The 25,191-nt window shown below is 70.1% G+C and carries 24 protein-coding genes; 19 read left to right on the plus strand and 5 right to left on the minus strand.

The features are described from left to right. Positions 1–329: endonuclease/exonuclease/phosphatase family protein (locus tag A5711_RS20685; protein ID WP_369829952.1), on the plus strand; the 329-nt coding region annotated here is incomplete at its 5' end. Between the two features lie 12 nt (positions 330–341). Here A5711_RS20685 and A5711_RS20690 read toward each other — a convergent pair. Beyond that, positions 342–617 (minus strand): DUF3349 domain-containing protein, encoded by a 276-nt coding sequence (locus A5711_RS20690; RefSeq protein ID WP_067949812.1) that lies wholly within the window; start codon positions 615–617, stop codon positions 342–344. A 122-nt stretch (positions 618–739) separates the two neighbouring features. Continuing rightward, positions 740–976, minus strand: a complete 237-nt coding sequence (locus A5711_RS20695; protein WP_067949814.1) for a general stress protein CsbD — start codon at positions 974–976, stop codon at positions 740–742. Positions 977–1,145: 169 nt separating this feature from the next. Here A5711_RS20695 and A5711_RS20700 point away from each other — a divergent pair, with 169 nt between their 5' ends. From A5711_RS20700 to A5711_RS20725, 6 genes are all read left to right on the plus strand, one after another. After that, positions 1,146–1,985, plus strand: a complete 840-nt coding sequence (locus tag A5711_RS20700; protein ID WP_067949816.1) for an SDR family oxidoreductase — start codon at positions 1,146–1,148, stop codon at positions 1,983–1,985. A 231-nt stretch (positions 1,986–2,216) separates the two neighbouring features. Beyond that, a complete protein-coding gene (locus tag A5711_RS20705; RefSeq protein ID WP_197520840.1) occupies positions 2,217–2,561 on the plus strand; it encodes an STAS domain-containing protein in 345 nt (114 codons plus the stop codon). A 283-nt stretch (positions 2,562–2,844) separates the two neighbouring features. Continuing rightward, on the plus strand, positions 2,845–3,243 hold the full coding sequence (locus A5711_RS20710) for a heme-binding protein (RefSeq protein ID WP_067949848.1): 399 nt from the start codon (positions 2,845–2,847) through the stop codon (positions 3,241–3,243). A gap of 119 nt (positions 3,244–3,362) precedes the next feature. Beyond that, the gene (locus A5711_RS20715; protein WP_067949850.1) at positions 3,363–4,418 is read left to right on the plus strand and encodes a DNA topoisomerase IB; all 1,056 of its coding nucleotides are present in this window, start codon (positions 3,363–3,365) and stop codon (positions 4,416–4,418) included. Positions 4,419–4,655: 237 nt separating this feature from the next. Next, on the plus strand, positions 4,656–5,624 hold the full coding sequence (locus A5711_RS20720; protein ID WP_067949820.1) for a glycosyltransferase: 969 nt from the start codon (positions 4,656–4,658) through the stop codon (positions 5,622–5,624). A 19-nt stretch (positions 5,625–5,643) separates the two neighbouring features. Then, complete coding sequence (locus A5711_RS20725; RefSeq protein ID WP_067949822.1) at positions 5,644–6,864, plus strand: glycosyltransferase; 1,221 nt, start codon at positions 5,644–5,646, stop codon at positions 6,862–6,864. 9 nt (positions 6,865–6,873) lie between these two features. On the opposite strand, the gene A5711_RS20730 is transcribed toward A5711_RS20725, so the two are convergent. After that, positions 6,874–7,674 (minus strand): glycosyltransferase family 2 protein, encoded by an 801-nt coding sequence (locus tag A5711_RS20730; protein WP_231987514.1) that lies wholly within the window; start codon positions 7,672–7,674, stop codon positions 6,874–6,876. 105 nt (positions 7,675–7,779) lie between these two features. On the opposite strand from A5711_RS20730, the gene A5711_RS20735 reads away from it, so the two are divergent. From A5711_RS20735 to A5711_RS20785, 11 genes are all read left to right on the plus strand, one after another. Continuing rightward, a complete protein-coding gene (locus A5711_RS20735) occupies positions 7,780–8,853 on the plus strand; it encodes an NAD-dependent epimerase/dehydratase family protein (protein ID WP_197520135.1) in 1,074 nt (357 codons plus the stop codon). A gap of 8 nt (positions 8,854–8,861) precedes the next feature. Beyond that, on the plus strand, positions 8,862–10,502 hold the full coding sequence (locus A5711_RS20740) for a carbamoyltransferase C-terminal domain-containing protein (RefSeq protein WP_067949825.1): 1,641 nt from the start codon (positions 8,862–8,864) through the stop codon (positions 10,500–10,502). After that, positions 10,499–11,992 (plus strand): HAD-IIIA family hydrolase, encoded by a 1,494-nt coding sequence (locus tag A5711_RS20745; RefSeq protein ID WP_067949827.1) that lies wholly within the window; start codon positions 10,499–10,501, stop codon positions 11,990–11,992. Before A5711_RS20740 ends, A5711_RS20745 begins: the two co-directional genes overlap by 4 nt. Continuing rightward, positions 11,989–12,999: a glycosyltransferase family 9 protein gene (locus A5711_RS20750; RefSeq protein ID WP_197520841.1), complete on the plus strand. Its 1,011-nt coding sequence runs from the start codon at positions 11,989–11,991 to the stop codon at positions 12,997–12,999. Before A5711_RS20745 ends, A5711_RS20750 begins: the two co-directional genes overlap by 4 nt. After that, entirely contained in the window at positions 12,996–13,565 is a 570-nt protein-coding gene (locus A5711_RS20755; RefSeq protein ID WP_067949829.1) for an SIS domain-containing protein, read from the plus strand. The genes A5711_RS20750 and A5711_RS20755 overlap by 4 nt, the downstream gene beginning before the upstream one ends. Next, positions 13,562–14,980 carry a PfkB family carbohydrate kinase gene (locus A5711_RS20760; RefSeq protein WP_067949831.1) on the plus strand — a complete coding sequence of 473 codons (1,419 nt, stop codon included), beginning with the start codon at positions 13,562–13,564 and terminating at the stop codon, positions 14,978–14,980. The genes A5711_RS20755 and A5711_RS20760 overlap by 4 nt, the downstream gene beginning before the upstream one ends. 1 nt (position 14,981) lies before the next feature. Continuing rightward, positions 14,982–15,677 carry an SDR family oxidoreductase gene (locus A5711_RS20765; RefSeq protein WP_067949834.1) on the plus strand — a complete coding sequence of 232 codons (696 nt, stop codon included), beginning with the start codon at positions 14,982–14,984 and terminating at the stop codon, positions 15,675–15,677. Next, complete coding sequence (locus A5711_RS20770; RefSeq protein WP_304528458.1) at positions 15,674–16,639, plus strand: glycosyltransferase family 9 protein; 966 nt, start codon at positions 15,674–15,676, stop codon at positions 16,637–16,639. Before A5711_RS20765 ends, A5711_RS20770 begins: the two co-directional genes overlap by 4 nt. Then, entirely contained in the window at positions 16,636–17,937 is a 1,302-nt protein-coding gene (locus A5711_RS20775; RefSeq protein WP_067949836.1) for a UDP-glucose/GDP-mannose dehydrogenase family protein, read from the plus strand. The genes A5711_RS20770 and A5711_RS20775 overlap by 4 nt, the downstream gene beginning before the upstream one ends. A 226-nt stretch (positions 17,938–18,163) precedes the next feature. After that, positions 18,164–19,957 (plus strand): thiamine pyrophosphate-requiring protein, encoded by a 1,794-nt coding sequence (locus A5711_RS20780; protein ID WP_067949838.1) that lies wholly within the window; start codon positions 18,164–18,166, stop codon positions 19,955–19,957. A gap of 4 nt (positions 19,958–19,961) precedes the next feature. Then, positions 19,962–22,856 (plus strand): FAD-binding and (Fe-S)-binding domain-containing protein, encoded by a 2,895-nt coding sequence (locus A5711_RS20785; RefSeq protein WP_067949840.1) that lies wholly within the window; start codon positions 19,962–19,964, stop codon positions 22,854–22,856. On the opposite strand, the gene A5711_RS20790 is transcribed toward A5711_RS20785, so the two are convergent. Both A5711_RS20790 and A5711_RS20795 read right to left on the minus strand, forming a co-directional pair. Continuing rightward, positions 22,846–23,508, minus strand: coding sequence for a UdgX family uracil-DNA binding protein (locus tag A5711_RS20790; protein WP_067949842.1), 663 nt, complete (start codon positions 23,506–23,508; stop codon positions 22,846–22,848). The two genes, A5711_RS20785 and A5711_RS20790, sit on opposite strands and share 11 nt — an antisense overlap. A gap of 61 nt (positions 23,509–23,569) precedes the next feature. Then, positions 23,570–24,130: a hemerythrin domain-containing protein gene (locus tag A5711_RS20795; protein WP_067949844.1), complete on the minus strand. Its 561-nt coding sequence runs from the start codon at positions 24,128–24,130 to the stop codon at positions 23,570–23,572. Positions 24,131–24,269: 139 nt separating this feature from the next. On the opposite strand from A5711_RS20795, the gene A5711_RS20800 reads away from it, so the two are divergent. Continuing rightward, positions 24,270–25,191: hypothetical protein (locus A5711_RS20800; RefSeq protein WP_067949846.1), on the plus strand; the 922-nt coding region annotated here is incomplete at its 3' end.

Consider the following 25,191-nt stretch of genomic DNA (forward strand, 5'->3'; position numbering starts at 1 on the left):
CGATGGGCGGGCTGACGGTGGCCAACACCCATCTGTCCTTCGTGCCCGGGTGGAATCGCCGCCAGCTGCGCCGGCTGGTACACGACCTGCGCGGCTTCCCGGGCCCGCGGCTGCTGACCGGCGACCTCAACATGACACCCAAAACCGCGCGCCGCTGGTCGGGCATGCGGGCGCTGGCCGCGGCGGCAACGTTTCCCGCGGATGCCCCCGACCGCCAGCTGGATCACATCCTGACCGACGATCACCGCTTGCGCGGCAGCGCCGTCGAGGCCGAGCCCATGGGAATCTCCGACCATCGCCCGCTGGTCGTCGACCTGGAACACCCGTGACTGCGTGTGGGGCTATCCCCGCGCGCTCAGCCGGCGCTGGACGCGCTCGATCTCGTCCACCGAAGGCAGCGCGTCGGTGACCCGGGTGATTTCCACCCCGACGTCCACGTTGGTGATCGAACGACGCTCGGCGACAAGCAGCTTGCTCGCGATGGTGGCGGCCTCGGCGTCGGACACCCGGCGCGGCAGCAGCGCCAACACCGGGGCGTAACCAAGGGCAGGGGCGCAGCCCGGGTAACCCGCGCGCAGGAACGCGACAATGCTCAAGACGCGATCACTCAGGCCCATCGTCCACCTCGCTCATCCGGTCGTAGCCAGGAATAACCCGGCGCAAAGGTTTGAAACCCGCCGCCGCGCGGAAGCGAAAAAGGGGCCCGGCCCCCGATGGACCGGACCCCTTCGCAACCGACTTACTGGTTTTCCTTCTGGCGCTCCTCGGCCGCCTCCGCGCCGGCCCGGGCGGATTCGGCCTCGGCCTCCTTCTTGCCCGCGTCGCGCTGAGCGTCGGCCTTATCCTGCTGGGCCTGACCCTCCTTGACGACGTCGTCGCGACCGAGGACGGCCCCGCCGACTTCCTTGACCTTGCCCTTCACGCCCTCGACGGCGCCGGTAACGGCCTCCTGCGGCCCGCTCTTGTCATCCCCCATGGGTCGACCTCCCTTTGGTTGCTGTTCGACTCGCCTCTACGGCGTTCCCGTCGGCCGACCAGTCAAACGCCAACGCCCGTGTGCGCGCGATCACGGGAGACGCATCGCCGCCGGATTGGGTCGTTTCAACCGCGATCGACTGGGTACGAATGAGCGACCGACGAAAGAGGTGAGGCGTCTGACCACGATCGCCGTGATAGGAGCGACCGGCACAGCCGGATCCCGCGTCGTCGCCAGGCTCAAGGCCCGCGACGTCGCCGTCATAGAGGTTTCCCGCGCACATGGCGTCGACCTGCTCGACGGGGAGAGCCTGTACCGGGCGCTCCACGGAGTCGACGTCGCAATCGACGTATCCAACCCGGTGGCGGACGACGGGCAGCCCGACATCGCCAAGACGCTGGCCACCGCCTCCCGCAACGTCATGGGGGTGTGCGCCGCGCGGGGCGTCCAGCGCCTGGTGGTGTCGACGATGGCCGGCATCGACGATCCGGTGTTCGACGGGCTCGGATACTTCGAGGCCAAACGGGCGGCGAAAGAAATTCTGCTCGACGGTCCGGTCCCGACCACGGTCGTGAAGTCCACCCCGTGGTACGAATCCGCCGCCGGCCCCGCCGGGCCGGTGAATTGTGACGGGGACGAGGTGATCGTCGAAGACTGGTTGATTCAGCCCATCGCCGCCGACACAGTCGCCGACGTACTCGTCGAGGCGGCCCTGGGCCAGACACACACGCCACGCACCATCACCGGTCCGGAGGCCATCCGGCTGCCCGAGCTCACCTCGAAAGTGCTTGCCCGGCAAGGTGACAACCGCGCCGTTCGGGCGGTGCAGCCTCGCGTTCCCGCGCTCGCCACGGGGGCGCTGCTGGCCTCCGAACGCGCCGTTGTCATCGGTCCCGGCGTCGAGTCCTGGCTGAGCTCGCTGCCGCCGGCGAGCACCGACGGCCACGCGAAGGACGGCGGCGAAGATGCGCACGCGTCGGTGCACAGGCCGGATTTCTCCCGGGCCTGATCGTCGACGAAGCCACGAAACGAATTGTTCCGTCCGCCTATCGCCATTTCGGCCTACCGGTGACTTATTGGGGTTATGGTCGCCTTAGGTTGAATCCACAGCCGCCGTCTTCGGAGCGGCCGTGGGCACTGGTCGCTCACCACTCAGCGCGATTCGACGGGCGACGATATGAAAGCTCAACCCTACCGAGTCGAAGAACGACTCCACTGCTATGAAATCGATTGCGCCGGAGTGCAACTGCACGTGCAGTTGCGTGGTTTGGCCACCGTCCTCCGCGTCAGGGGCGAAGTCGATGCGTCCAACGCGGACCTCCTCGCCCGGGCGATCCGCCGCTTCGTGCGGCTGCGGGCCCCGCTGATCCTGGATCTGAGCCGGGTGGACTACCTGGGCAGCGCCGGCCTTCGAGTTCTGCTGCTCGTCCAGGACGAGTGCGAGCTCGCCCGTCTGCACTGCAGCGTGGTCGGCGGTGTGGCATTGCGTCGGCTCACCCGCCTGGTCACCGGCCTCGGGTTGCCGTTGGTCGACTCGGTCGCCGACGCCCTACAGCTGATTCAAGGTGCGCCCAAAACCGGGTGAAGGCGTGGCTTGAGGGCCGACCTCAGATCACGATTCCGTCACGATCTTTCTTACGGTTACTTAAGAACCACCATTCTTTCCGTAAGAATCCTCAGCGTCCACGAGCGGATTTGATCGTTCGCTTAGTGAACGAGCGCGTTCCGTGGCGATATTTTCGGGTTGGCGGTCCTACCGTTCGACATGGGCGAACGCGACCACTTTCCATCTCCGCTACTTTGGATTTCGAGGATCGGGAGCCTCGGTCGCAAGAAGTCAATTCGCAATTCTGAAGGACACAGTGATCATGAAAATCAGCAGTATTGTCGCGCGCCGGCGTCTGGCCGGCATCAGTGCCGGCTGCCTGCTCGGGGGAATCACCATGGGTCTCGTCGGCGCTCCGTCGGCGGTCGCAGCGCCCGACTGCAGCCCCGGTGGTGTCAACGCGACGGTTTCGTCCGTGCAGGGCTCGGCCGAGCAGTACCTGGCCGCGCACCCGGGCGCCAACCAGGTGGTCACCGCCGCCTACGGCCAGCCGCGTCCGGAGGCCGAGTCGAACCTGCGGGGCTACTTCACGGCCCATCCGCAGGAGTACTACGACCTGCGCGGCATCCTGGCACCGATCGGCGACACCGAGCGGCAGTGCAACGTCAAGGCGCTGCCGCCGACCCTGGAGTCGGCCTACCAGGAGTTCATGGCCGGCTGATTCCGCTGCCATCCAGGACCGGCCCGCCACGACGCTGTGGCGGGCCGGTTCTTTGCAACGTGTGAACGGCGGCCGCGGCGGGTAATTGTCCAGGCAGCGAACGTAACTGGAGGGACATGATGCGGCTGCGTCGCAGCGTTCTGAGCAAGCCCGGCATCGCGCGCAAGCGCCGGGGCAAAGGCTTCGCGTACTACGGGCCCGACGGCGAACTCGTGTCCGACCCCGAAACCCTGCAGCGAATCAAGGATTTGGTGATTCCGCCGGCCTGGAAGAACGTGTGGATCTCACCGCACCCCAACGGGCACATTCAGGCCGTCGGCGTCGACGCCGCAGGCCGCCGCCAGTACCTCTACCACACCGCGTGGCAGCAGGAGCGCGCCGAGGAGAAGTTCGACCGCGTACTGGAACTGTCCACCCGGTTGCCGCAGTGGCGCGCCGTCATCGCGAAAGACCTGACGCGCAGCGGTTTGACCCGCAAGCGGGTGCTGGCCCTGGCGTTGCGCCTATTGGATCGCGGGTATTTCCGCGCCGGCGGAGAGCAGTACGCCGAGGAGCACGAATCGTACGGGCTGGCGACCCTGCTGTGCGATCACGTGGTGGTCCGGCGCGACGCGGTCGCGTTCGACTTTCCCGCCAAGAGCGGCGTGCGCCGCACCGTGGAAATCGAGGACCCGGAAGTGGTCCGGGCGGTGCGCGCGCTGATGCGCCGGCCCAACCGCACCGAGCGGCTGTTGGTGTGCCGCACCGCATCCGGCTGGGTAGAGGTGCGATCCGACGACCTCAATGCCTGGTTCAAGGAGCTCGTCGGTGACGAGTACACCGTCAAGGACCTGCGGACGTGGCACGGGACGGTGCTGGCCGCCACGGCGTTCGCCGACGCGGACCCGGCCGTTTCCCGGCGGGTCGCCAAACGCGTGGAATCCGCCGTCATGAAGGAGGTCGCCGAGGAGCTGGGCAACACCCCGGCGGTGGCCCGCGGTTCGTACGTCGATCCGCGCGTCGTGACCGGCTACGAGCAGGGGCTGACGATCGCCGCCGCGACGCGACGCGCCGAGCGCGCCACCGACCCCGATGCCGCCCAGGAGATCCTCGACAAGGCCACCCGAATGCTGATCCGACGAGTGGCCAAGGGCCACAGCGTGTCTGGATCGTCCACGCTGGCCAAGAGCGCTTGACCCAGATGTTCCCGCAAACCGCTTCTCCCCCGCGGCCATTCGTCACACGTCCTTGACACTTCGCCGGACGGACACCACCCGCGCGCTCGGCGAAACGCACAGCTCCACTGGCTGCGACGTCAAACCGACTGCGCTGCAGCCCGCGAAGCGCAGACCAATGTCGCCGCGCCATCCCGCAAACCGCATCGGCGCGAAAGACGCCGTTTAACGAAGTACCTATAGGGTATTTCGCTCGCCATGGTTGACCCGGGACGAGCAAAGACGGTGCTGGTGTGGCACGTCCACGGCTCCTGGACGCAGGCATTCGTCGCGGGTCGGCACCGGTATCTGATTCCGGTGGCCAGCGATCGCGGCGAGGGCGGCATCGGGCTGGCCGGGCGTACTTGGCCCAACGCGCGTGAGGTCGCGCTCGAGGAATTGGAGCGCGAAGACGTCGATCTGGTTGTGCTGCAACGCCCGCACGAAGCGGGTCTGGTCGCACGCTGGACGGGCCGCCGCCCCGGCGCGGAGCTGCCGACGGCTTACGTCGAACACAACGCGCCGCGCCCGAGCCCCGCACAGAGCCGGCACCCGGTCGCCGACCGTCCCGACATCCCGCTGGTCCACGTCACCGATTTCAACCGGCTGATGTGGGACAACGGTCGGGCACCGACCCGCGTGATCGACCATGGCATTGCCGACCCCGGCCACCGCTACACCGGCGACATCCCCAGAACGGCCACCATGATCAATGAGCCGCTGCGCCGGAACCGCATCGTCGGCGCGGACCTGTTGGAACCGTTGTCGGCGTACGCGCAGATCGACGTGTGGGGCATCGGCACCGAGGCGCTGCACGCCGGCCGCGGCGCTGTAACCGGCCGCGGTGACCTGGCGGCACCGGAACTCTGGGACCAGATCGCCCGCAGACGGGTATACCTGCACACCGCCCGCTGGACCTCGCTCGGCCTCTCGCTGATCGAGGCCATGTTTCTCGGGATGCCGGTGGTGGCCGTCGGCGCCACCATGGCGCCATTCGTAATCCCTTGCGAAGCGGGCGTTGTCAGCGCAGATGTCGCCGCCTTGGGGGCGGGCCTGCGGACCTTCATGAACGACCAGGCCACCGCGGCGGCCGCCGGCAAGGCCGCACGCGAATTCGCCTCCGCCCGCTTCGGGCTGGGGCGCTTTCTCGCCGACTGGGACCAACTGATCGAGGAGCAGTGCCGATGACCGGAGGAAAGGAGCCCGCATGAGGATCGCGATGATCTCCGAACACGCCAGCCCGCTAGCGCACCTGGGCGGGGTGGATGCGGGTGGCCAGAACGTCCACGTCGCCGAGCTGTCGTCCGCGCTGGCCCGGCGCGGCCACGACGTGGTGGTGTATACCCGCCGCGACGACGCGCAACTGCCGGAGTGCGTCGAGACCGAGGACGGCTACTCCGTCGTGCACGTTCCGGCGGGGCCGGCGCGCGTACTGCCCAAAGACGAACTGCTGCAATACATGTACGCCTTCGCCAAGTTTCTGGATGCGCGGTGGATCGCCGACTCACCCGACGTCGCCCACGGGCACTTCTGGATGTCCGGGGTGGCCACCCAGCGCGCCGCCCGGGCGCACCGCGTTCCCACCGTCCAGACGTTCCACGCGTTGGGCCTCATCAAGCGATTGCACCAAGGGCTCGACGACACCAGCCCGGACTGCCGCGTCGGTGTGGAAGCCAGGATCGCCCGCGACGCCGACTGGGTCGCCGCCACCAGTACCGATGAGGTCTTCGAGCTGGTCCGCATGGGACGCGCCCGCTCGCGCACCACCGTGGTGCCGTGCGGTGTGGACGTCCAGGCGTTCACCCCGACCGGCCCAGTCGCGCCGCGCGGGGGCCAGCCGCGCATCGTGTCCGTCGGACGCCTGGTGCCGCGCAAGGGCTTTGAGACGTTGATCCGGGCCTTGCCGCGCGTCCCCGGCGCGGAACTGGTGATCGTGGGCGGCCCGGCCCGGGCGGACCTGGCCGATGACGTTCAGGCGCAACAGCTGCAGCAACTGGCCGCGCGGCTCGGCGTTGACGACCGGGTGCGGTTGCAGGGCGGGGTCGCCCGCGATGAAATGCCCGCGCTGCTCCGGTCGGCGGACGTGGTGGCCTGCACGCCCTGGTACGAACCGTTCGGGATCGTGCCGCTGGAAGCCATGGCGTGCGGGGTCCCGGTGGTGGCCACCGCGGTGGGCGGCATCCGCGACACGGTCGTCGACGACGTCACCGGCCGGCTGGTGCCGCCCAAAGAGCCGGGCAGGCTCGCCGACGCCATCGCCACGCTGCTCGACGATGGCCCGAGGCGCCGGGCGATGGGCGAGTCCGGGTGTGAGCGCGCCCGCACGCGCTACACCTGGGACCGGGTGGCGGCCGACACCGAGCGCATCTACGAAAAGCTGGCGCCGGTGCGGCGCGGGGTCCGCACCCCAACCCAACGCTTCGGGTGATGTTGTGGTTCAGGCGCTTTCCAGGATTCGCAGTGATCGCTCCACCGCTTCCGGCAGTCGCCGGCGCTCCCGCAACGCGGCCGGCAACGCGGCAAGCGCCTCCAGCATCGCCTTGGCGTGTGCGGTGTCGCGGGCGGCGGCCAGGGCCAATGCGCCGGTCGCGCTGGCGCACCGACCCACGGGCCGGCGCAGACACGCGGCCAGCATCTCGTTGCGCACCACGCGAGCGTGCTGGGCGCTGCTCGAGGATCGCGCTTGCGACGGTTGGTGGTATGCCAACAGCGCGGGGCAGAAGCACAGATCCCAGCCGGCCGCCGCCAGATCCCAAGCCAGCAGGCTTTCCTCACCCCGGAAATGCAGGATCGGGCTGAACCCGCCGACCGCCCCGAAGGCGGACTTGCGCACCACCGCCGAGCAGGACTGGAAGCCCAGGATCGACGGGCCGGGCAGGGCCGGATCCCTGCCGAGCGGACTGTCGGCCAGTGCGGCGGCGAAGGGGTCGTCGCGCTGCTGCGGCCAGATCACCGTCCGCCCAGCCAATACCGCTACGGTAGGCGACTTTTCGAAGACCTCCTCGGCGAGCGCGGTCGCCCCGGCCGCCCACCAGGAGTCATCGTCGCAGAACGCGGCATACGGCGTGTCACACCGCGCCACACCGATGTTGCGTGCCACCGCGCCCTCGTTGCGGTCCAGCGGTATGACGGTGACGCGGCCGGCCGCCCGGTTCGCGACGCGAACGACCGCCCGCACCGAATCGTCGCGGGACGCGTTGTCCACCACGATGATCGGGCACGCACTGGTATCCAGCAAGCGCTCCAGGACGGTGCCGAGTTCGCGCAGCGCTCCAGGACGGTGCCGAGTTCGCGCGCACGGTCCCGGGTCGCGATGACGAAAGTAGTGAGGGGCTTGGTCGCCATGATTGCTGCAGCTACCCCAAAACTGGTCGGCGAAACGCGGTTTCGCCACCGGGCCGGCGGGTATGACGGCTCGGTGCGTGATCTTTCGCGGGTCCTCATCACCGGCGGTGCCGGGTTCTTGGGTGCCCATTTGTGTGACCGGTTGCTCCGCGCCGGTGTCGAGGTGGTCAGCGTCGACGACCTGTCCACCAGTCCCCCTAACGCCACGGACCGCTTGGCGCCGCATCCCGGATACCGGTTCGTCCCGCACGACGTCTGCGACCCCTCGGTGGTCGACAAGGTCGGCATCTCATTCGACACCGTGTTCCACCTGGCCTCGCCCGCCTCTCCGGTGGACTATCTGCGGCGGCCGATCGAGACGCTGCGCGCCGGATCGGCGGGCACCGCGATGGCACTGGAGATCGCCGAGCGCGGCGGTGCGCGGTTCGTCCTGGCGTCGACCAGCGAGGTCTACGGCGATCCCGAGGTGCACCCGCAGCACGAAAGCTATTGGGGAAACGTGAATCCCGTCGGCCCGCGCAGCGTGTACGACGAGGCCAAGCGGTATGCGGAGGCCCTGACATTCGCCCATCGCCGGCTTGACCGGGCCGACACCGCGGTCGCGCGCATCTTCAACACCTACGGGCCGGGCATGCGCCTCGATGACGGCCGCATGGTGCCCACCTTCTGCCGCCAGGCGCTGCGCGGCGAGCCGTTGACCGTTTCGGGCACCGGGTTGCAGACCCGATCCCTCTGCTACGTCGATGACACGGTCGCGGGGTTGATCGCCCTGGCGCGCGGCGATTTCGGCGGTCCGGTCAACATCGGAAATCCCACCGAGCTGACGGTGCTGGCGGCCGCCGAGCTGATCCGCGAGCTGGCCGGCAGCAGATCCACCATCCAGTTCACCCCGCCGGCCGAGGACGACCCACAGCGCCGCTGCCCCGACATCACGGTCGCCCGCGAGCGGCTGGGCTGGGAGCCGCAAGTCGGCTACCGCACCGGGCTGGCCACCACCGTGGCGTGGTTCCGCACGACGACCGATGACCCGGACCGAGACCTCGTCTCGGCCGTTGACCGATTGGCGCAGTAGGGGGTGCGGTGCGAATTCTCGGTGTGAATGCGGTGTTTCACGATCCCGCCGCGGCGTTGGTGGTCGACGGCCAGGTAGTGGCCGCCGCCGAAGAGGAGCGGTTCTCCCGGCGCAAGCACGGTAAGCAGGCGGTGCCGTTCTCGACGTGGGAAGTCCCCGCGGCGGCCATCCGCTGGTGCCTCGAGGACGCCGGTGTGGCCCCCGAGGAGATCGACGCCATCGGTTATTCGTACGACCCCGCCCTGATGCACGAAGAGCCGGCCAACGCGCAGGGGCTCGACCAGGACTGGGAATACCTGCGGACCCTGTACGCGGAGCGCGCCCCACGTTTTCTGGCCTCCGCGGTGCCGGGCCTCAACCCGGCGGTGGTGCGTCACGTCCGCCATCACGTCGCGCACGCCGCGTCCACGGCGCTCGCCTCTCCGGATCCCGACGCGGCGGTGTTGGTGGTCGACGGCCGCGGCGAGCGCAGTTCCATGCTGGCCGGGGTGTACCGCGACCACAAGCTCGACGTGCTGGCTTCCCAGCGGCTGCCGCACTCGCTGGGATTACTCTACGAAAGCCTCACCGAGCATTTGGGATTCGCGCGCTCCAGCGACGAGTACAAGGTGATGGCGATGGCCTCCTACGGCGAGCCACGCTTCGCCGACGCGCTGCGCGAGCGCGTCTACGCGTGCGGCGATGGTGGGTTTCGCACGGAGCCGATCGCCTGGGACGAGCTCGCGCCGCCCCGCCGGCCGCATGACGAGACGCTCGACCCGGTGCACGCCGACCTCGCCTGCAGCGTGCAGCGTGTCGTCGAGGACGTGTTGCTCGATCTGGTCGGCTGGCTGCGCGAACGGACCGACGGCGACGCGCTGTGCCTGGCCGGTGGTGTCGCGCTCAATTGCGTTGCCAACACCCGCATCCACGCCGAGGGCGGTTTCGATCGCGTGTGGGTGCAGCCCGCGTCCGGCGACTCCGGCACCGCGCTGGGCGCGGCGCTGAGCCTGGCCGCGTCGTTCGGTGAACCGGTCGCGCCGATGCCCTCGGCACGGCTGGGCCGCGGCTGGTCGGACGAACGGATCGAGGCCACGCTCGACGAGGCGGCCGTGAGCTACGAACGCCCGGCCGACGTGGCCGCCGCGGTCGGTGACGCGCTGGCCGACAACCAGCTGGTGGGCTGGTTCCAGGGCCGCGCCGAGTTCGGACCACGGGCCCTGGGCGGGCGGTCGCTGCTGGCCGATCCGCGCCACGCCGCCAACCTGGAGCGCCTCAACGCCGTGAAGGGGCGCGAGCAGTTCCGGCCGGTCGCGCCCATGGTACTGGCCGAGCGCGCCGCCGAAATCTTTTCCCGCGGGCCGCTTCCCAGCCCGTACATGCTGTTCGTCCACGAAGTCGCGGCGGCCTGGCGAGACCGCATTCCGGCGGTCACCCACGTCGACGGCACCGCCCGGATTCAGACCGTCGACGCGGCCGCCGATCCGCGCCTGCACGCGACGATCAGCCGATTCGCCGAGCGCACCGGCGTCCCGGTGGTGGTCAACACCAGCTTCAACACGGCCGGGCGGCCGATGGTGGACAGCCCGCGCGACGCGCTCGAGGTGTTCGGCAGCTCCCCGATCGACGTGCTGACCCTGGGCTCATACCTGGTCAGGCGGCGCCCATGACGACCGACTACGCAATCGTGATACCGACGGTCGGACGAGACTCGTTGCGGCGCTTGCTTGTTGCGCTGCATCGGGGATCCGGGCCCGCGCCCACGGAGGTGGTGGTGGTCGATGACCGGTCGTGGCCCACCACCGTCCCGTCCGTCGGTGGCGACATGGCGGTGCGGGTGCTGCGCAGCGGCGGGCGCGGGCCGGCCGCCGCACGCAACGTGGGCTGGCGCGCCACCGGCGCGCCGTGGGTGTGCTTCCTCGACGACGACGTGGTGCCGGCCCCGGACTGGAAGTCGGCGCTGGCCATCGACCTCAAAGCCGCCGGGGCCGCGGACGCGGCGGGCTCCCAGGCGGTGATCGAGGTGCCGGCGCCGCCATCGCGGCGGCCGACCGACGACGAGCGCCGCACCCAGCGGCTGTCGGCGGCGCAATGGATCACCGCCGACATGGCCTATCGCCGCGACATGCTGGTGGCGGTCGGCGGCTTCGACGAGCGGTTCCCGCGCGCCTACCGCGAGGACTCCGACCTGGCGGTGCGGATCGTCGCCGCCGGCGGAGCGATCGTGCGGGGTGAGCGTCGCTCGACGCATCCCGTCGCGGCGGCGACCTGGTGGTCCAGCGTGCGGGCGCAGATCGGCAACCGCGACAACGCCCTGATGCGCCGCAAGCACGGCCGCGCCTGGCGCGACATGACCGGCGAGGGACCCGGCCGATTGCCGGCGCACGCGGCCACCACGCTGGCCGGCGGCGCCGCCGTTCTCGCCGGTCTGCTGCGCCGCGGCCGCGTCGCCCGCCCGGCCACGGCGGCGTGGCTGCTGCTGACGGCGGAATTCACGGCACGGCGCTGGCTCGGTGGCCCACGGAATGTCGTTGAGGCGGCGCGCCTTTCGGTAACCAGCGCGCTCATCCCGCCGGTCGCGGTCGGGCACCGGCTGGCCGGCGAGTGGACGTTTCGCTGGGCCCGGCGCGATCCCCCGCTCGCCGTGCTCCTCGACCGTGACGACACCCTGATCGTCGACCGGCCCTACCTCAACGATCCCGAGGGCGTGCGGCCCACCGAGGGGGCCGCCCGCGCACTGGAGCGGCTGCGCCGACGCGGCCTGTTGCTGGCCGTGGTGAGCAACCAGTCCGGCGTGGCGCGAGGGCTGATCAGTCCCGAACAGCTCGCCGCGGTCAACGCCCGGGTGGATCAACTCCTCGGCCCCTTCGGCTCCTGGCAGGTGTGCACGCACGGCGAAGCGGACGGCTGCGACTGCCGCAAGCCGCGGCCCGGCCTGGTGCTGGCCGCGGCCGAAGCGCTGGGGGTACCGCCACAGCGCTGCGTGATGATCGGCGACATCGGGCGCGACGTGCAGGCCGCCCTGTCCGCCGGCGCCGGGGCGGTGCTGGTCCCCACCGGCCGCACCCTGATCGCCGAGGTGGACCACGCGCGGAGGCACGCCCGAGTGGCCCCGACCCTGGACGCCGCCGTGTCATTGGTGCTCCGGGAGCGCCAATGACCACGGTGGTGGCGCGGCTGGACAGCGCCGGCGACGTGCTGATCACCGGGCCCGCGGTGCGCGCGGTCGCGGCAAGGCACGACCACGTCGCCATGCTGGTGGGCCCGCGCGGCCGGGACGCCGCCGAACTGCTGGTCGGGGTGGACGAGATCGTCGAATGGCAAGCCCCGTGGGTGGATTTCGAGGCGCCGGAGTTGACCGCCGCCCACGCCGACGCGCTGATCAAGCACCTGCGTGACATCGCGCCCGACCAGATGTACATCTTCACGTCGTTCCATCAGTCCCCGCTCCCGCTGGCCCTGCTCGCCCGGATGGCGGGTGTGCCCTGGGTCGGCGCGATCAGCGTCGACTACCCCGGCACCCTGCTGGACCTGCGCCATCAGGTGCCCGACGGAATTCCCGAACCGGAGCGGGCGCTCTCGCTGGCCGAGGCGGCCGGTTGCCGCCTGCCCCCCGGCGACGACGGCGCACTGCGGATCCGAGCTGTCGAACCCCTCCCGGCTCCGCTCGCCGAAATCGCCGGGCACTCACCGTTCGTCGTCTTCCATCCCGGCGCCGCGGTACCGGCGCGGCGCCCCAGCCAGGAGCGCAGTGCGGCGATGGTGGCGGCCCTGACCGGCGCGGGATACCGGGTCGTGGTCACCGGCGGACCCGACGAGGCCGACCTGACCGCCGCGGTCGCGAGCGGCAAGGCCGTCGACCTCGGCGGCCGGACGAGCTTCGCCGAACTGGCGGCGGTCTTTTCGGCCGCCCGCGTCGTCGTCGTTCCCAACACCGGGCCGGCGCACCTGGCCGCGGCCGTGGGCACACCGGTGGTGTCGCTTTTCGCCCCCGTGGTGCCCGCCGCCCAGTGGCGCCCCTACGCCCGGCGGGTGCGCGTGCTCGGCGATCAGTCCGCGCCGTGCCGCGCCACCCGCGCCCGCGTCTGCCCGGTACCCAACCACCACTGCCTGGACCGGATCACCGATGCCGAACTGCTCGACGCGGTGAAAGGAGGACAGCCATGATCGAGGCGCACTTCGACGCGCTGCGAGAGGCCGTGCGCCGCAACGGCGGCGAGGCGGGCCGGCTGCGCAATTGGGGCCGGCAGCTGGCCACACTGCTGCCCGGGGGCGGGCGCCTGTTGGCATGCGGGAACGGCGGCAGCGCCGCCGAGGCGCAACACCTCACCGGCGAACTGGTCGGCCGGTTCCGGGAGGACCGAATCCCGTTGTCCGCGATCGCATTGCACGCCGACACATCGGCGGTGACGGCCATCGCCAACGACTACGGCAACGACGAGGTATTCGCGCGCGGGGTGCGGGCGCACGGACGGTCCGGCGACGTCCTGGTCGCCCTGTCGACCAGCGGCGCCAGCCGCAACGTGATCGCGGCGGTCAAGGCGGCGCACGACGTGGGCATGGTGACGTGGGCGCTGACAGGGCGCGGGCCAAATGAAGTGGCCGCCATGTGCGACGAGGCGATCTGCGTGGACGCCGCCAGCACCGCCACCGTTCAGGAGATCCATCTGCTGCTCGTGCACGGGCTGTGCATGGCGCTCGACGACGTGTTACTACGGCGGGAAGCATCATGACCACCAAACCCCTTGTCATCGTTGGTGATTCGATACTCGACGTCGACATCCTGGGTTCCGCGTCCCGGCTGAGCCCTGAGGCGCCGGTGCCGGTGGTCGACGCCGAACGCCAGGTGCAGCGGCCCGGCGGGGCCGGCCTCGCGGCCCTGCTGGCGGCCAGGACCGAGGCCGGGGTCGTGCTCATCACCGGCATCGCCGCCGACGACGCGGGACGACGGCTGCACGACCTGCTGGTCGCCGCGGGGGTCGCCGTCCTACCGCTGCCGATGACCGGGAACACCGTGACCAAGACCAGGATCCGGGCCCGCGGTCAGTCGATGCTGCGCGTCGATCGGGGTGACGCCGCTCCGGTCGACGGCCCGCTTCCGGTCGAGGCCGCCCAGACCCTGGCCCGCGCCCGGGCGATCTGTGTGGCCGACTACGGCGCCGGTGTCACCGCGCTGCCGGCCATGCGGGCGGCGCTGACCGAATCGGCGTCCCGCATTCCGGTGGTGTGGGACCCGCACCCTCGGGGCGCGGCCCCGGTGTCCGGTTGCGCGCTGGTCACACCCAACCATGAAGAGGCACGGCACTTCTGCGAACCCGGCACACACGGCGACGGGGGCGAGGCGCTGCTGCGGAAGTGGGGCGCGGGCGCGGTGTGCATCACCCGCGGCGCCCACGGCGCACGTGTCTACGGGCCTGGGACGGGCGCCCGGCACGTCGGGATACCGGAGGGGTCGGCCACCGGCGCGGCCGACGTGTGCGGCGCCGGGGACCGATTCGCCGTCGCCGCGGCGGTGGCCCTGGGCGCCGGTGCCGACCCCGTCGCCGCCGTCGAGGCGGCGGTCGCCGACGCGGCCAGGTTCGTCGCCGCAGGCGGCGCCGCCGCGGTCTCGACACCGGTGCCCGTCAAGGGTTCCGACGTCCTTGCCGAGGGCACCGCGCTCGAGGACCCGGCCGCGGTCGACGCGATCGCCCTAGCCGCGCGGCTGCGCCGCGACGGACGCGTCGTGGTGGCCACCGGGGGTTGCTTCGACCTGCTGCACACCGGGCACATCCGGCTGCTCCGGCGGGCCCGCGAACTCGGGGACGCCTTGATCGTGCTGGTCAATTCGGACGCGTCGGTGCGCGCGCTCAAGGGGGCGGCGCGCCCGGTGATGCGCGACGTCGACCGGGCGCGCGTCCTCGCCGCACTCGCCTGCGTCGACGGCGTGACGATCTTCGACGGCCTGACCCCCGAACGGATGCTGGAAGCGCTGCGTCCCGACATCTGGGTCAAGGGCGGCGATTACGTGGCCGCCGAACTGCCCGAGGCCGACGTGGTCTACCGCCACGGTGGCGAGGTGGTCATCCTGCCAACGGTGGCCGGCTACTCGTCGTCCCGCTTGATCGCCGCGGCCACCTCCGGCCGCACCATTATCGAAAGGCCCTGACATGACTGAACATTCACTGCAAGGCGTACTCATCTCCGGCGGCTCCTCGGGCCTGGGGGCGGCAACGGTGGCCGCCGTGGTGCGAAGGGGCGGCGTGCCGCTGGTGATCGACAAGAAACCGCCGGCCTCCGACGTGCCTTTTGCCGCTTGCGATCTGGCCGACACCAGCGCGGTCGCGGCCGCCGTCGAGTCGCTGGCCGAGCGGGTGGACGGCCGAATCACCGGCGTCTTCACCGCGGCCGGCATCGACTCGTGCGGCACGCTCGAACAGGTTCCCGCCAAGGAGTGGGAGCAGGTGATCGCCGTGAACCTGGTCGGCACCGCGGCCGTCATCCGCGCCGCCCTGCCCTACCTGAAGCCGACCCACGGCCGCATCGTCACCTGCGCGTCGACCCTGGGCATCAAGGCGGTCGGTGACGCCACCGCCTACTGCGCATCCAAATTCGGGGTCGTCGGTTTCACCCGTGCGCTGGCGGCCGAGCTCGCGGGCGAGGTGGGCGTGACGCTGCTCATCCCCGGCGGCATGCACACCCCGTTCTTCGACGGGCGCACCGAGCAGTACAAGCCGCCGGCGGACGCCAAGCTCAACCAGCCCGAAGACGTCGCCGAGACGGTGCTTTTCGCCTTGTCTCAGCCGGCCGGGTGTGAGGTGCGCGAGTTGGTGGTGTGTGCCTCCACGGAGTCGTCGTGGCCTTGAGCCTCGATCCCGGCCCCGACCTTGACGGGGCCGACAGCATCGTGGTGCTGCGCGCCCTGGGGCTCGGTGACCTGCTCACGGCGGTGCCCGCGCTGCGCGGGCTGCGCCGGCGATACCCGGCGGCCCGGGTGATGCTCGCCGCCCCCGACCGCTACCGCGAGCTGGCCATGCTCACCGGCGCGATCGATGAACTGCTGCCCACCACTTGCCTGGGTGATGTGCGGCCGTTGCCGGGACCGCCGGCCCTCGGGATCAACCTGCATGGCTGCGGACCCGAAAGCATCGATCACCTGTTGGCGTGGGCGCCAGCGGCGGTGCTCACCCACCGCCACCATCGGCACCCCGCCCTCAAGGGTCCGCCGTGGCGGGCGGACGTGCACGAGGTGAACCGCTGGTGCACGCTGCTCGAGTGGGCCGGAATCCGTTGCGATGCAACGGATGTACTGATACCGCGGCCCGCGGGGATTCCGTTCGACCAGACGGGCGCCGTCGTGATCCATCCCGGCGCGTCCGCACCGGCACGGCAGTGGCCGGTGGACCGCTTCGCCGCGGTCGCCGCGGCGATCAGCGACGACGGCTACGACGTCATCATCACCGGGTCTGCCCGCGAGTTCGACCTGGCGCACAGGGTCGCCCATGCCGCGGGCCTGCCCCGCACCGCGGTGGTGTCCGGGCTGCTGGACCTGCCCGCACTGACCGCGCTGATAGCAGACAGCCGGTTGGTCATCTGCGGGGACACCGGCCTGGCGCATCTGGCCGCCGCGACCGGAACCGCATCGGTGGTGCTGTTCGGCCCCACCGCTCCCGCCCGCTGGGGTCCGCGCGGTCCGGCACCACACGTAGCACTGTGGGCCGGCGGCGTCGGCGATCCGCACGCCGCCGTGCCGCACGAAGGACTGCTGTTGATCACCGTTGCGCGGGTGCTGGCCGCGAGCCGCCAAATCTTGCGGGAGTCGGCATGAGCGGGCCGCTCGTCGGCGTGGTGGGTGTCGGCTACGTCGGGCTGACCACCGCCGTCTGCGTGGCCGACCACGGGCTGCACACGGTCGCCGTGGACATCGACCCGGGCCGGGTGCGCAAGCTGAGCACCGGCATCGCGGTCATCGACGAGCCCCAGCTGCCAAAGCTTCTGCGCGACGGGCTGGCCCGCGGCCTGCTGACCTTCAGCGAGGACTTCGGTGCGCTGGCCGACCGCGACGTCGTCTTCGTCTGCGTCCCCACTCCCAGCACCGACGGCGGGCGTGCGGATTTGGGCGCGGTGGAATCGGTGATCGACCGGCTCGGCGGGGTGCTGCGCCGCGGCGCCGTCGTGGCGTTGAAGTCGACGGTGCCGGTGGGCACCACCTCCGCGATGGCGGGCCGCCTGCGCGACAGCGACATTCGCGTCGTGTCCGCCCCGGAGTTCCTGCGGGAGGGGCGCGCCGTCCACGACTTCCGCCATCCGGACCGGCTGGTCATCGGCACGCACGATGACACCGCGGCCCGGCTGGTGCAGCGGTCCTACGGGCTGGGCCCCGAACAAGTGCTGCGGATGAGCCCGGAGAGCGCCGAGCTGGCCAAGTACGCCAGCAACGCCTTCCTCGCGGTCAAGCTGTCCTACACCAATTCGTTGGCCGCGCTGTGCGCGCGGGTCGGCGCGGACATCGACGACGTCACCGGATGCATGGGGGCCGACCGGCGGATCGGCCCGGAATTCCTGCGGCCCGGCCCGGGCTGGGGCGGCTCGTGCCTGCCCAAGGACACCGCGGCGCTGGTGCACACCGCGCGCAGGCACGGGGTCGCGTTCGCCGAGGTCGAGGCGGCTCGGCAAACCAATACCGCTCAGGCGCAGCGAATCGTCACCGCCGTGCGGCAAATGGTGGGTCGACCCCTCTCCGGCTGCCGGGTCACCGCTTTCGGCCTGACATTCAAGGCCGCCACGAGCGACACCCGCGATTCGCCGGCGCTGGCGGCGTGCCGGGAACTGTCGGAGGCCGGCGCGCTGGTCATGGGTTTCGACCCGCAATTGCCCCGCATTGACCCGGCAGTTCTGCAGGAAAGCCGGGTGACCGCCGTCGACGACCCGTACCGCGCCGCCAAGGCCGCCGAGGCGATCGTGGTGCTGACTGAGTGGCCGCAGTTCCGCGACCTCGACTGGCGCGTGATCGCCCGGGACGCGCCGCTGGCCGTGGTGCTGGACGCCAGGAACACTCTCGACCCGGCCCTGGTGGAAACGGCGGGCCTGATCTATCTCGGAAATGGTGTGCCGCAGGGCTTTTGATCACGGGACGGGCCGCCCGTGGACGCCGCTGAAAAACGGAGGAATAACCGCGGCGAACATGGGTATGCCCGTCCTGTGGGAAGTGCCCTGGCGGCTCATTCACGCCAGGTTGCGGTCGAAACAGACGGCCGCGGGCCATCGCAGCAAACACGGGCCACAGTGACTGCCGCGGCTGCCCGGCGTAGCTAGCGAACTCATTCGAACCGTCTGTCTAGGAGGGACATCAATGGCAAAGCAAGAGGTCTCGGACTACCTGTTGGAGCGATTGCGAGCGTGGGGCGTTGAGCACGTCTTCGCCTTCCCCGGCGACGGCATCAACGGGATCCTCGCCGCCTTCGGGCGCGCCGACAACAAGCCCATGTTCATCCAATCGCGGCACGAGGAGATGAGCGCCTTCGAGGCGGTGGGCTACGCCAAATTCACCAACCGCGTCGGGGTCTGCATGGCCACCTCCGGCCCCGGCGCCATTCACCTGCTCAACGGCCTCTACGACGCCAAGCTCGACCACGTCCCGGTGGTGGCCATCGTCGGGCAGACCAACCGCAGCGCCATGGGCGGCTCCTACCAGCAGGAGGTCGACCTGCTGACGCTGTTCAAAGACGTCGCCAGCGACTACGTCCAAATGGTCACCGTCCCAGAGCAATTGCCGAACGTGCTGGACCGCGCCATCCGGGTTGCCCTGGCCCAGCGCGCGCCGACGGCGATCATCATCCCGTCCGACGTCCAGGAGCTGGAGTACTCACCGCCGACCCACGCCTTCAAGATGGTGCCCTCGAGCCTGGGCATCGAGTGGCCCGCGGTCACCCCCGACGACGCGGCGGTCAGGCGCGCGGCCGACGTGCTCAACGCCGGCAGCAAGGTCGCGATGCTGGTCGGCAATGGCGCGACCGGAGCTGCCGACGAGCTGAGCGAGGTCGCCGACCTGCTCGGTGCCGGGGCGGCCAAGGCGCTGCTGGGCAAGGACGTGCTGAGCGACGAATTGCCTTGGGTGACAGGCTCCATCGGGCTGCTGGGTACCCGTCCCAGCTACGAGCTGATGCGGGACTGCGACACCCTGCTGACGGTGGGGTCCAGCTTCCCCTACACGCAGTTTCTGCCCGGCTTCGACCAGTGCCGCGCCGTGCAGATCGACATCGACGGCCGCTTCATCGGCATGCGCTACCCGTACGAGGTCAACGTCGTTGCCGATGCCAAGTCCGCGCTGCGGGCCCTGATACCGCACCTGCGCCGCAAAGAGGACCGCAAGTGGCGCGACACCGTCGAGGCCAACGTGGCGCGTTGGTGGACGACCATGGACATGGAGGCGAAGGTCAGCGCCGATCCGATCAACCCGATGCGGCCGTTCTTCGAACTGTCACCGATGCTGCCCGATGATGCCATCGTCACCGCCGATTCCGGGTCGGCGGCCAACTGGTATGCGCGCCAACTGAAGTTCCGGGGCAATATGCGGGGGTCGCTCTCGGGCAACCTGGCCACGATGGGGCCCGGCGTGCCGTACGCGATCGGGGCGAAGTTCGCCCACCCGCGCCGCCCGGTCATCGCGTTCGTCGGCGACGGCGCCATGCAGATGAACGGCATGGCGGAGCTGATCACGATCAAGCACTACTGGCAGCAGTGGGGTGACCCCCGGCTGATCGTGGCGATCCTGCACAACAACGACCTCAACCAGGTCACCTGGGAGATGCGCGCGATGGCCGGCTCGCCGAAGTTCGCGGAGTCGCAGAACCTGCCCGACGTGGACTTCGCCGCGTTCGCGGCCAGCCTCGGCCTCAACGCGATGGCGATCAAGGACCCGGACGAACTGGGGGACGCCTGGCGCAGCGCGCTCTCGGCGGACCGCCCCACCGTGCTGGACATCTACACCGACCCCGACATGCCGCCGATCCCGCCGCACGCCAACTGGGATCAGTTCAAGTCGGCCACCGCCGCGGTGCTGTCGGGTGACGAGGACCGGGTGGGCTTCGTCAAGGTCGGGCTGAAGACCAAGGCACAGGAGTTCCTGCCGCACAAGAAGAGTTGACGCCATGGGGACGAAACCGTCGACGCTTTTCGAAGCGGCGGCAGCCGACATGCGCGACCGGGTCGACGGCGAGATCCGATTCGATCCCGCTTCACGCGCGACCTACTCCACCGACGCGTCGAACTACCGGCAGGTGCCCATCGGGGTGGTCGTGCCGCGCACCCCGGAGGCCGCGGCCGAAGCGGTCGCGGTCTGCCGGGAGCACGACCTGCCGGTGCTGTCCCGCGGGGGCGGCACCAGCCTGGCGGGCCAGTGTTGCAACGCCGCGGTGGTAATCGACTGGAGCAAGTACTGCACCCGCGTCGAGTCGGTCGACACCGAGGCCGGGGTGGCGGTCGTGCAGCCGGGCATCAAGCTCGACGCGCTGAACAACCACCTCGCGGATTCGGGTTGGATGGTAGGACCGAAGCCGTCGACGCATGTCAGCTGCGCGATCGGCGGGATGATCGGCAACAACTCGTGCGGTTCGACCGCGCAGGCGTACGGCAAGATGGTGGACTCCGTGCGCCGACTGGAGGTGTTGACCTACGACGGCGTCCGGATGTGGGTGGGGCCGACCGACGACGACGAGTTCGCCCGGATCGTGGCCGAAGGAGGTCGGCGGGCCGAGATCTATCGCGGCCTGAAGGACATCGCCGAAACCTATGCGGACGACATCCGGGCGAACTACCCGCACATCCCGAGACGCGTCTCCGGCTATAACCTCGATTCGCTGTTGCCGGACAATGGATTTCACCTGGCGAAGGCGCTGGTTGGGTCGGAGAGCACGCTGGCCACGGTGCTGCGCGCCGAGCTGGCGCTGGTGCGGATTCCCGCGGCGAGCGCGCTGGCGGTCCTGGGATTCGAGGACGTGTTCGCCGCCGCCGACGCGGTGCCGGCGGTGCTCGAACACCAGCCGGCGGCGCTCGAGGGTCTCGATCACCGCCTGGTCGATCTCGAGCATTCGCGCCGGCTGGCCGAGAAGGCGCTGCGCCAGTTGCCCGACGGCAAGGCGTGGCTGATGGTCCAGATCGATGGCGACGACCAGGAGGAGGCCGACCGGAAGGCCAAGTCGATAATCGACGACCTGTGCAAGCAGGGCGCCGTCGACGCCTCCGTGCTCGACGACCCCAAGCGGAAGAAGGAAGTCTGGGCGGCCCGTGAGGCGGGGCTGGGCGCGACCGCATACCCGCCCGACGGGCCCCCCACCCATGAGGGCTGGGAGGACGCCGCGGTGCCGCCGGACCGGCTGGGCGATTACCTGCGCGACTTCCGCAAGCTGCTCGACCAGTACGACTACGGGTCGGCTTCGCTGTACGGGCATTTCGGGCAGGGCTGCGTGCACACCCGGATCCCGTTCGTGCTGTGGACGGCGGAGGGAGTGGCTAATTTCCGTGCCTTCCTGGAAGATTCGGCGCGGCTGGTGGTGGACTACGGCGGCTCGCTGTCCGGCGAGCACGGCGACGGCCAGACCCGCGGCGAATTGCTGCCGATCATGTTCGGGCAGCGGGTGGTCACGGCATTCGAGCGGACCAAGGCGCTGCTGGACCCCCGCAACCGGATGAACCCCGGCAAGGTCGTACACCCCTACAAACTCGACGAAAACCTGCGACAGGGCGTGCATTACCGGCCCACCGAACCCGCCACCATGTTCGCCTACCCGCACGACGACCACCGCTTCTCGCGTGCGGCGGATCGCTGCGTGGGCGTCGGCAAATGCCGCGGGGATGAGTCGGGCGTGATGTGTCCCAGTTACCGGGCCACGCAGGAGGAGGAGCACTCCACCCGGGGGCGGGCGCGGCTGTTGTTCGAAATGCTCGAGGGCGACGTCATCACCGACGGTTGGCGCTCGACCGAGGTGCACGACGCGCTCGATCTCTGCCTGGCCTGTAAGGGTTGTCGCAGCGACTGCCCCGTCAACGTCGACATGGCCACGTACAAGGCCGAATTCCTGTTTCACCACTATCGCGGCCGGGTGCGGCCCATGGCGCACTACTCGATGGGGTGGATACCGTTGTGGGCCCGCCTGGCAGCGGTGGCACCGCACCTGCTCAACACCGTCACGCACACGCCCGGGTTGTCGACGGCGTTCAAGAAGGTCGGCGGTATCGACCCCCAGCGGCGGATGCCGAACTTCGCCGACCAGAGGTTCACCACGTGGTTCGCCCGCCGGCCTACCGATGGGTCCGCGAAGCCGCGCGGACCGGTCATGCTCTGGCCCGACACCTTCGTCAACAACTTCGAGCCCGAGGTCGGCAAGGCCGCCGTCGCGGTCCTCGAGGCGGCCGGCTTCGAGGTGGAGGTCCCGAACCGGACCGTGTGCTGCGGACTCACCTGGATCTCCACCGGCCAGCTTCGCGTCGCCAAACGCGTTCTGCGCCGCACACTTACGGCACTGGGCCCTGCGCTGCGCAGCGGGACACCGGTGGTGGTGCTGGAGCCCAGCTGCGCCGCGGTGTTCCGGGCCGACATGCCGGAGCTGCTCGCCGGTGACGAGGATGCCCACCGACTGGCCGATCAGACCTTCACGCTGGGCGATCTCCTGGCCGAGAAGGCTCCCGACTGGCAGCCGTCGCCGGTCAACGCCCGCGGCGTCGTACAGCAGCACTGCCATCAGCATGCGGTGCTGGGCTACACCCATGAACGGAAGTTGCTCGGTGCCGCCGGGGTGGAAACCGACCTACTTGATGCCGGATGTTGCGGCCTGGCAGGCAATTTCGGCTTCGAGAAGGGCCATTACGACGTGTCGGTCGCCTGCGCTGAAGACAAGCTGCTGCCCGCGTTGCGCGAGGCCGGCCCCGACACTCTGGTCCTTGCCGACGGATTCAGTTGTCGCACGCAGATCCGTGAGCTGGCCGGCGAGCGCAGCCCGGTGCACTTTGCCCAGGTGCTCGCCGGCGGGCTCGCGGTCAAGGGCTAGCCGCGACTCCCGAACGCGCGCTGCGCAGGTCGTCGACGAAAAGTCCGTACGCCTCCTCGTGTCGATCGCTGCGGTCGCGCAGCACCGCCGACGGATGCACCGTCGCCACCACGGTCGGCTCCGGCTCCAGATCGACGACGGATGCGGGCAGCCGCACGTGCCGGCCCCGCTGGACGGACACCCGAAAGTCGAGCCCCAGCAGCGATTGCGCGGCGGTGGCGCCGAGGCACACGATGACCTGCGGCCGCACGGCCTCGATCTCGGCGATGAGCCAGGGGCGGCAGGCGACCACCTCGGTGCGGCCGGGCTTCTGGTGGATCCGCCGTTTGCCGGCCTTGCGGGTGAACTTGAAGTGTTTGACCGCGTTGGTCACGTACGCCACCCCCGGGTCGATCCCGGCGTCTTCGAGGGCCCGGTCGAGCAGCCGCCCGGCCGGCCCGACGAAGGGCTCGCCCGCAAGGTCCTCCTGGTCGCCCGGTTGCTCACCCACCAGCATGATGGGCGCGCCCGCGTTCCCGCTGCCGAACACCGTTTGGGTGGCATCGGCGAAAAGCGGGCAGCCGCGGCAACATTCGGCCGCCGCACGCAGCGAATCCAGCCCCCGATCCTCGGGTAGGTAGCGGTCGGCGCCCGGCGCCTTGGTCGCGGCCATGGTGTCCCCTTCAAACGGGTGCCCCACTCCCCCTCGAGTGGGGCACCCCGTTAGCCCGTAACTAGCCCTTGCCGACGATCGCGTCGCGGGCCCGGTCCAGCATCGCGGCGAACGGTCCGGCGGCCAGGTTGGCCGTCTGCGACTCGACGCCGGCGTGCGGCCGGGTCGGCGCGATCGCCTCTGCGAGCTTGGCCGCGCGACCCATCCGTTCGAGCTCCTCGCCGCTCAATTCCTGGCCCAGCTTGGAGAACTCGTCATGCTCCTCGTGCTCGGCATGCTCGACGACCGCGTCGCGCAGTTGCGTGAGCAGTTGGGTGAACTCCGCGCTGTCGACGTCGAGCTTCTCCAGCTTCTGCAGGACGGTCTTGGCCTCGTGCTCCTCGTGCAGTCGCTCGTCGACCACCGCGGCGCCGTCGGAGAGCTTCCGCTTGGCGCGGGGGTGCACGATCTCCTCCTCGGCCGTTTCGTGGACGGCCAGCAATCGCCGGAGTTCGACGAACGCCTTCTCGCGTTCTTTCCCGGACGCCGCCAGTGTTTCGGCGAACAAAGACTTGATCTGCTGGTGTTGACTAACGAGAAAGTCGACCACATCGGTGGGCGACTTGATGGCGTTCTGAGCCATGGTGTCCTTCCCATTTCGGCTTGGCGCGCGGGCTGTTGCGCGCTTCTGATCGGCTACCCGACGAAATTCGGTACCAAACGGGTACGGCGGCCCACCAGTGGGTAGTTCCTCACCAAGTCGCGGAAAAGGGAGAACGCTTGTGGTCACCGGTGTCCGCAGTCGGGCGGCAATCCTGGGCGCCGTCATCGTGACGGCCGGCTGCGCCGCGCCGGGAACATCGTTGGAAAGCGAGCCCGACGTCGCGCTCTGGTCGGTAGCCTCGCCGCTGCGCGATCCGGTGTGGTCGTATCGTGCGCACGCCCTCGTCGGGCTCACCGACGATCACCGGCTGGCCGAGGTCACCGCCGGTGACCGCCCGGGCGACGCCAGGACGCGGGTGTCCGAACCCATGCCGGTCGGCCGCAACCTGCAGATCAGCCAGAAGGACGACCGGATCGTGTTCGTGCCGCAGCCCGAGCGCGGCAGGGTTGCCGAGGTCGACCTCGAAAGCCTGCGCCAGGTAGGCGATTTCGATGCCGGACCCGCCCCGGCGTATCTGTCCGAAGATGCCGGGTTGCGGACGCTGTTGGCGCTGTCCTCGGATGGCAGGTCGGTGACACCGGTGGACCAGTACGGCTTCCGGAAGCTGCCCACCGCCCCGATCGCCGGCGATCCGGCGGACACCATCGACGGCGCCAACCGCGGCCGCGAACTCGACTACCACGTGTATGCGCCGTCTGGAATCCGGCATTACCAAGGGTCTTCGTCCCCCGCCGAGGAGCGCGGCGCGCTGCGCATCAACGTCGCGGTCTCGGCGGGCGACGGCGCCGCGGTGACGCGCAGCTTTGTGGCCGGCCGCGACGACAGCACGCTGTACGCCGTCGATTCGCGCCGCGGCGGCGAGGGCTTGACGGTGCTGGCCAGCTCCCGGCTGCCGTCCCCGATCCGCGAACTGGGCACCGACGACACCAGGATCTACGCGGCCACGGACCACGAGGTGGTGGTACTCGAGACGGCCAGCTTCACCGGCTTCCCGGCTCGCACGATCCCGGTGATCCGCGTCATCGGCTACCGGGCGGGAC

It is taken from the genome of Mycobacterium sp. E2238, from assembly GCF_001672665.1.
GTDB lineage: Bacteria > Actinomycetota > Actinomycetes > Mycobacteriales > Mycobacteriaceae > Mycobacterium.

Bases quoted from the DNA above. Each gene is read 5' to 3' on its own strand.
- A5711_RS20690 (WP_067949812.1), bottom strand. From the start codon at position 617: ATGGGCCTGAGTGATCGCGTCTTGAGCATTGTCGCGTTCCTGCGCGCG.
- A5711_RS20695 (WP_067949814.1), bottom strand. From the start codon at position 976: ATGGGGGATGACAAGAGCGGGCCGCAGGAGGCCGTTACCGGCGCCGTC.
- A5711_RS20710 (WP_067949848.1), top strand. From the start codon at position 2,845: ATGAAAATCAGCAGTATTGTCGCGCGCCGGCGTCTGGCCGGCATCAGT.
- A5711_RS20715 (WP_067949850.1), top strand. From the start codon at position 3,363: ATGCGGCTGCGTCGCAGCGTTCTGAGCAAGCCCGGCATCGCGCGCAAG.
- A5711_RS20720 (WP_067949820.1), top strand. From the start codon at position 4,656: ATGGTTGACCCGGGACGAGCAAAGACGGTGCTGGTGTGGCACGTCCAC.
- A5711_RS20725 (WP_067949822.1), top strand. From the start codon at position 5,644: ATGAGGATCGCGATGATCTCCGAACACGCCAGCCCGCTAGCGCACCTG.
- A5711_RS20735 (WP_197520135.1), top strand. From the start codon at position 7,780: ATGATTGCTGCAGCTACCCCAAAACTGGTCGGCGAAACGCGGTTTCGC.
- A5711_RS20745 (WP_067949827.1), top strand. From the start codon at position 10,499: ATGACGACCGACTACGCAATCGTGATACCGACGGTCGGACGAGACTCG.
- A5711_RS20750 (WP_197520841.1), top strand. From the start codon at position 11,989: ATGACCACGGTGGTGGCGCGGCTGGACAGCGCCGGCGACGTGCTGATC.
- A5711_RS20755 (WP_067949829.1), top strand. From the start codon at position 12,996: ATGATCGAGGCGCACTTCGACGCGCTGCGAGAGGCCGTGCGCCGCAAC.
- A5711_RS20760 (WP_067949831.1), top strand. From the start codon at position 13,562: ATGACCACCAAACCCCTTGTCATCGTTGGTGATTCGATACTCGACGTC.
- A5711_RS20765 (WP_067949834.1), top strand. From the start codon at position 14,982: ATGACTGAACATTCACTGCAAGGCGTACTCATCTCCGGCGGCTCCTCG.
- A5711_RS20775 (WP_067949836.1), top strand. From the start codon at position 16,636: ATGAGCGGGCCGCTCGTCGGCGTGGTGGGTGTCGGCTACGTCGGGCTG.
- A5711_RS20780 (WP_067949838.1), top strand. From the start codon at position 18,164: ATGGCAAAGCAAGAGGTCTCGGACTACCTGTTGGAGCGATTGCGAGCG.
- A5711_RS20785 (WP_067949840.1), top strand. From the start codon at position 19,962: ATGGGGACGAAACCGTCGACGCTTTTCGAAGCGGCGGCAGCCGACATG.
- A5711_RS20790 (WP_067949842.1), bottom strand. From the start codon at position 23,508: ATGGCCGCGACCAAGGCGCCGGGCGCCGACCGCTACCTACCCGAGGAT.
- A5711_RS20795 (WP_067949844.1), bottom strand. From the start codon at position 24,130: ATGGCTCAGAACGCCATCAAGTCGCCCACCGATGTGGTCGACTTTCTC.